This is a genomic window from Streptomyces jumonjinensis (assembly GCF_009600885.1).
Classification (GTDB): Bacteria; Actinomycetota; Actinomycetes; order Streptomycetales; family Streptomycetaceae; genus Streptomyces; species Streptomyces jumonjinensis.
Window position 1 is genome coordinate 1 of the sequence record NZ_VCLA01000013.1, and the last position, 6,537, is coordinate 6,537.

Here is a 6,537-nt window from a genome sequence, read left to right on the forward strand (position 1 = left end):
GCCGGGACGACGGCCGCCGGGGAGCCGCCGCTCCCCGGCCCCGGCGCCCCCGCGACCGCCTCGGCCCGTGAACTGCGCCGGGCCAGGATGCGGGTACGGCGCGGTCTGCGGCAGGTGATCGTGGTCCCGGCCGTGGCCGTCGCCGTCCTGGGCGTGGTGCTGTTCTTCGTCGACCAGTACATCCGCTCCCAGAGCGTGCTGGACCGGGAGAGCTATGAGCGGATACGGATCGGCGACGCCCGCTCCGAGGTCGCGCCCCTGCTGCCGGAGTACTCGCTGGAGCGGCGTCCCCCCGGCGTCGACCCCGAACCGGCCGGCGCGGGCGACTGCGTCTACTACGCCATGCGGACATACGACTGGTCCCAGGTGTACCGGCTCTGCTTCCGGGACGGGCGGCTGGCCTCGAAGACGGTCGTCGTCGATGTGGCGAACGAGGAGGACCGCCAGGGAGTGTCGTCGCCGTAACGCCGTCCGCCCGGAGGGAGCGCCTGGAGGCCCGGGACCGGTCCGCTCAGCGCACCGGCGGCCCCGGTGCGTCGGCGGCGGTCTCGGCGGGCATCGCCACCAGCCCCGGCTCGGCGCTCGCCGCCAGCAGCGGATGAGCGGGCAGCACCCTGACGGTGTAGCCGAAGGGGCCGGTACGGTCCAGGGAGACGGCGCCCTCATAGATCCGGCGGCCCTCCAGATCCGGGCCGCCCGACGGCTTCAGCGGCCAGGTGCGGGCGTCCGCGATGGCGTCGTCCGCGTCGACGCGGCCCGCGACCGCCTGGACCTCCACATCCTCCGGCTGGAGTTCGCCGAGGGTCACCCGCGCCCGCAGCGCGAGCGTTCCGCCCAGTTCGGCGGCGCCGTCCGCCGGGGTGTTCTCCAGGGTCTCCACATGGTCCACCGTCACCTCGCGCCAGGCCGTGCGCACCCGGTCCTTCCAGGCCGCGAGCGCACGGGCGGTCTCCGCGTCGAGCGCGCGGTGCGCCTGGGCGGCGGGGGCGTACAGCCGCTCCACGTATTCGCGGACCATCCGGCCCGCGAGCACCTTGGGCCCCAGCGACGACAGCGTGCGGCGGACCATCTCGACCCAGCGGCGCGGCACCCCGTCCGGGCCCCGTTCGTAGAAGCGGGGGGCGACCCGGTTCTCGATCAGCTCGTAGAGCGCCGCCGCCTCCAGATCGTCGCGGCGCTCCTCGGCGCCGGCCGAGCCGTCCGCGGTGGGGATGGCCCAGCCGAAGTCCGGCTCGTACCACTCGTCCCACCAGCCGTCGAGCACGGAGAGATTGAGCCCCCCGTTGAGCGCGGCCTTCATTCCGCTGGTGCCGCACGCCTCCAGCGGGCGGAGCGGATTGTTCAGCCAGACGTCGCAGCCGGGGTAGAGCTTCTGCGCCATGCGCATGCCGTAGTCGGGGAGGAAGACGATCCGGTGCCGTACCCGGGGGTCGTCCGCGAACCGCACCAGCTCCTGCACCAGGCGTTTGCCGCCGTCGTCGGCGGGGTGCGCCTTGCCCGCGACGACGATCTGCACCGGGCGGGCGGGGTGCAGCAGCAGCTCCGTCAGCCGCTCGCGGTCGCGCAGCATCAGGGTGAGCCGTTTATAGGAGGGGACCCGGCGGGCGAAGCCGATGGTCAGTACGCCGGGGTCGAGGACCGAGTCCACCCAGCCGAGCTCGGCGGCGCCCGCGCCGCGCTGCCGCCAGGAGGCGCGCAGCCGTCGGCGCACCTCCGTCACCAGCTGTTCGCGCAGCTCCCTGCGGAGTTCCCAGATCTCGGCGTCGGGGATGTCCACGACCGCGTTCCACAGTTCGGAGCCGCCGACGGTGAGCGCGTCCTCGGCGCGGCTCGCGCCGATCCGCCGGGCGCCGAGCCGCTGGACCTCGGGGGCGATCCAGGTGGGGGCGTGCACCCCGTTGGTGACGGCGGTGATCGGGACCTCTTCGGCGTCGAAGCCCGGCCAGAGCCCGGCGAACATGCCCCGGCTGACCGCGCCGTGGAGGGTGGAGACCCCGTTGGCGCGCTGGGCGAGCCGCAGGCCCATCACGGCCATGTTGAACAGGCCCGGGTCGCCGCCGGGGTAGGTCTCCCTGCCGAGGCGCAGAATCCGTTCGACGGGGAGCGAGGGGAGTTCGCCGCGCTCGCCGAAGTGCCGGGCGATCAGCTGGTGGTCGAAGCGGTCGATCCCGGCGGGGACGGGGGTGTGGGTGGTGAAGACGGTCCCGGCCCGGACGGCTTCGAGGGCGGCGTCGAAGTCCAGCGCGGCCTCGCTCTCGCCGAGCTCCCGGATGCGTTCCAGGCCGAGGAAGCCGGCGTGGCCCTCGTTGGTGTGGAACACCTCGGGCTCGGGGTGGCCGGTGAGCGCGCAGTACGCCCGTACCGCCCGGACGCCGCCGATGCCCAGCAGCATCTCCTGGAGCAGCCGGTGTTCGCTGCCGCCCCCGTACAGCCGGTCGGTGACCTCGCGTTCGCCCGGTTCGTTCTCCTCCACGTCGGAGTCGAGCATCAGCAGGGGGACGCGGCCGACCCGGGCGATGCGGATATGGGCGTGCAGCGAGCGGCCCGCCGGGAGGGTGAGGGTGATCCGGGTGGGGCTGCCGTCGGGTTCCCGCATCAGGGTGACCGGCAGTTCGTCGGGGTCCAGCAGCGGATAGTGCTCCAGCTGCCATCCCTCGGGGGAGAGCGACTGGCGGAAGTAGCCGTGGCGGTAGAGGAGCCCTACGCCGATCAGGGGTACGCCGAGGTCGCTGGCGGCCTTGAGATGGTCCCCGGCGAGGATGCCGAGGCCGCCGGAGTACTGGGGGAGGGCGGCGGTGACGCCGAACTCGGGCGAGAAGTAGGCGATGGCACGGGGGAAGGGGCTCTGGTCGGGCCCCTGCGGGTCGCGGGTCTGGTACCACCGGGGGTTGTTGAGATAGTCGTCAAGGTCGTCGGCGGCGGTGGCGAGCCGGCGGAGAAAGCGCCGGTCCCCGGCCAGTTCGGCCAGGCGCGCGGCCGGTACGGAGCCGAGCAGCCGTACGGGGTCGCCGCCGGCCGCCCGCCATCCCTCCGGGTCGACGGTCTGGAAGAGGTCACGGGTCTCGGTATGCCAGGACCAGCGCAGATTGCGGGCGAGGTCGGTGAGCGGGCGGAGTGGTCCGGGGAGGACGGGGCGGACGGTGAATCGACGAATGGCCTTCACGGGTCCCACCTTCGCAGGGGAGGTACGCATCCGAGGGGACGCACGGCGGTGCGTCCCTCCGTCACCCGACGACGGTAGTGGCGTGTCCGCGCACCGGCCACGGCGCGCGAGGGCCCGGCGGATGCTCCCGTACGGGGGAATGACGCCGGGGCCGCGCCGCTCACCTGCGCGTTCGGGGCGAGCCAGGACCGGCGCACCGGGTCGGCGCCCGACCACGCGCGGACGGCGTGTCGGGGGCCGGGAGCGGGCCGTATGGGTGCGGGGCGGGTCGCCACAGGGGCGGGGCGCCGGGGACGGGAGCCGGGGGGCGGCACCGTCGAAGCCGGGCGTACGGGAGCGGGCGCGGGCGGGCTGGAGGAGCGGCATCCGGGGGACGCCGGAGACCCAGGACCCTGAGACCCGGGGCCCCCGGAGACCCCGGAGACCCCCGGCCGGCCCGCAACCCCGCGGATCAGGCTGCCGAAGGGCTCCCCGTGCGGTACTCCCCCGGAGTCATCCCGTACCACTTGCGGAAGGCGAGATGGAACCCGACCGCGCTCTGGTAACCGACGCGCTGCGGTACCGCCGACTGGGGCAGCGAGGTCTCCGTCAGCAGCCGGGCCGCCTCCTGCATCCGCCGTCCGGTCAGATGGCGGGCGGGCGATGCGCCGACCAGTTCGCGGAAGGCGGCGGTGAAGGCGGAGCGCGACATGCCGACCTCGCGGGCGAGCGACTCGACGGTCCAGGGCTCGGCGAACCGGGCCGCGATGAGGGTCATCGCCCTGCCGACGCCGGGGTGGCGCAGCACCGGCAGCGATGCGGGGTTGTCGGCGGCCTCGCGCAGCAGATGCCGCATCGCGAGGACGAGCGCCATCTCGAAGGCGCGCAGGGTGACCAGCCGGTCCCCCGGCCCCACCGGCCGGTCGGTGGCGGCGAGCAGCCGCAGGGTGTCCCGCAGCAGGGGTTCGTTGTCGACCTGGGCGCGGTCGAGCACCAGTGCCCAGGGCAGGGCCTGGTAGACACCGGTGGCCGCGGACTCGTCGTAGTGGAGTCCGGCGCAGAGCAGCCGGCTCTCCGGGCCGCCGTTGCCCTCGATCCTGATCTCTCCGGAGGTGAGCCGGCCGAAGGTGCCGGGCGCGGTGCAGAGCGAGGCGCCGCCGCGCCGCTCGGGGTGGTCGGAGAGCCGGTGTCTGGCGCCGGTCGGTAAGACGGCGAGATCGCCGCCGCGCAGCCGGATCGGGGTGCGGCCCTCGCCGGTGAGCCAGCAGCCGCCCCCGGTGACGTAGTGGAGCACGGCGCAGCGCACCCCGGCGTCGCCCTCGATGGCCCAGGGGGCCCGGACATGCCAGCGGCTGTCGAACACGCCGGTGAGCCGGAGCGGCTTCAGCAGTTCGCTGACGAGATCGTCCACGTCGGCGGCCGTGGGCACGGCGACATCCGCGGCAGTGGACACAGCGGCATCGGCGGTCGCGGTGGCATCAGTGTTCACACAAGTCTCAGCGGTGTCAGCGGGGGTGGTCTCCACGGGGTCCATTGGACGATCCTTCAACCTCCGACCCGGTTTGTTAATTGATCGGCCGAAGCCGCCGACGGGAGCCTTGAGGAGCTGAATACGGCAGCCACCACACCCTATCGAAGGGCTCTTCACACTGATGTCCGATCACATGCCGATGCGTGTCGCGGTCGTGGGGGCGACCGGTTACCAGGGCGGCGCCACCGCCAGGCTGCTGGCCGAGCGCGGCCACCCGGTGCAGACCCTGAGCCGCAGGCCCGAGGCGGACCGGCCGGAGCTGCCCGGGGTCTCCTTCGGCGGCGGCGATCTGGGGCGGTACGACGATGTCCGACAGCTGTTCGAGGGGGCGACGCACGCGGCGGTCACGATGCCGCTGGTGTACCAGGCGGAGAAGGTCCTGCGGTACGCCCAGCATCTGGCGAAGGCGGCCCGTGCGGCGGGGGTGCGGCGGCTGGTGTACAACACCAACACCCGGATTCCGGAGCGGACGACGGACATCGCGGCCTTCGAGACCCGGCGGCTGACCGAGACGGTCTTCCGGGAGGGCCTCGCCCACAGCGGGGTGGAACTGGTCGTCGTCCGGCCCCCTGTCTATCTCGACGACTTATTCAGCCCATGGAACGGCCCGGCCCTGGTGCACGAGGGGGTGCTGGCCTGTCCGCTGCCCGCCCGGACGCCCGTCGCGTGGATCTCGCACCGGGATCTCGCGGAGGCGGTGTACGCGGCGCTCACGGTGGACGGGATCGCCGGGCAGAGCTTCGACATCGGCGGCGCGCGCACGCTGACCGGCCCTGAGCTGGCCGAGGCGTTCGGCCGGGGGCTGGGCCGCTCGGTGCGCTACGCGCCGCTGGAGCCGGGGGTGTTCGAGCGCGGGCTCGCCCGGTTCCAGGGCCCGGAGCCGGCGGCCGGGGTGGCCGGGGTCTACCACTGCATGGCGCACGGCGTGGAGCCGGAGCTGCTGGCGGGGGACGACGGCGCGTCGGCGGCGCTGCTCTCCCTGAAGCCGGCCCCGGTGGAGGAGTGGGTGATGCGGCAGCCGTGGCAGCTGTGGGCGGGTGAGCGGCCGTGAGGCGGTACGAGGACGAGCCCAGCTGGGGCGCCTGAGCCCTGCCGCCTGAGCCCTGTCGCCGGGGCGCGGACAACAGCGGGCGGGGGCAGCGGAATCACCGAGGGAGCGGGCCCCGGCGCACGACGCGCCGGGGCCCGCGCCTTTGGGTCCGCTCCCCGTGCGGAGCGCGCCCGCCGCGCCCTCATAGCCAGGAATGCACCGGATTGCCCGCCCGGAGGGCGGGGGAAGGCTCACCGGTACGCGTGTACGGACGCGCGGGCGCCTTCCCGGCACGGTCGCCGGCGGCCCGGACCGTCCTTCCGCCCCGTCGTTTCAGCCCACCCGGGTGAACGCGTACAGGGGCGGCCATGCCCCCGGCCCGTCAGCCGTCGACCCAGCAGCTACAAATATCAGGCAAACCATCTAAATCATCCAAACCGCGACATTTTCCTCAGCCTGTCCCGCCCGCACAGCCCTCAGGTGAGCCCATGATCGGTCGCATTCCCGTCCTGGACATCAGCCCCCAAGTCGACAGCGGGAGGAGGCCCGCGAAAGCCGTCGTCGGCGAGACCTTCCAGGTCGGCGCAACCGTCTTCCGTGAAGGGCATGACGCGGTGGCCGCCAATGTCGTCACCCGCGACCCCAGCGGCCGGCCCGGCCCCTTCACCCCCATGCGGGAGCTCGCCCCCGGCTCCGACCGCTGGGGAGCCGAGATCACCCCCGACGCCGAGGGCCGCTGGAGCTACGCCGTCGAGGCATGGAGCGACCCGGTCGCGAGCTGGCTCCAGCAGGCCAGGATCAAGATCCCGGCCGGCATCGAGACCGCGCTCGTCC

The 6,537-nt window shown here is 73.8% G+C and carries 4 protein-coding genes and 1 pseudogene; 3 read left to right on the plus strand and 2 right to left on the minus strand.

What is annotated here, in order from left to right; translation table 11 throughout:
- Nucleotides 1-465, plus strand: a pseudogene (locus FF041_RS37675) (sensor histidine kinase); the annotation flags it as partial.
- A gap of 46 nt (nucleotides 466-511) precedes the next feature.
- Here FF041_RS37675 and glgP read toward each other — a convergent pair.
- Nucleotides 512-3,163 carry an alpha-glucan family phosphorylase gene (gene glgP / locus FF041_RS01930; RefSeq protein ID WP_323390970.1) on the minus strand — a complete coding sequence of 884 codons (2,652 nt, stop codon included), beginning with the start codon at nucleotides 3,161-3,163 and terminating at the stop codon, nucleotides 512-514.
- Nucleotides 3,164-3,614: 451 nt separating this feature from the next.
- Nucleotides 3,615-4,631: an AraC family transcriptional regulator gene (locus FF041_RS01935; protein WP_323390972.1), complete on the minus strand. Its 1,017-nt coding sequence runs from the start codon at nucleotides 4,629-4,631 to the stop codon at nucleotides 3,615-3,617.
- A gap of 163 nt (nucleotides 4,632-4,794) precedes the next feature.
- Between FF041_RS01935 and FF041_RS01940 the strand changes: the two genes are divergently transcribed.
- Complete coding sequence (locus FF041_RS01940) at nucleotides 4,795-5,724, plus strand: SDR family oxidoreductase (protein WP_194291900.1); 930 nt, start codon at nucleotides 4,795-4,797, stop codon at nucleotides 5,722-5,724.
- Nucleotides 5,725-6,191: 467 nt separating this feature from the next.
- Nucleotides 6,192-6,537: maltotransferase domain-containing protein (locus tag FF041_RS01945; protein ID WP_153520732.1), on the plus strand; the 346-nt coding region annotated here is incomplete at its 3' end.

Coding starts and splice junctions, on each gene's coding strand:
- FF041_RS01940 (WP_194291900.1), top strand. CDS start 4,795: ATGTCCGATCACATGCCGATGCGTGTCGCGGTCGTGGGGGCGACCGGT.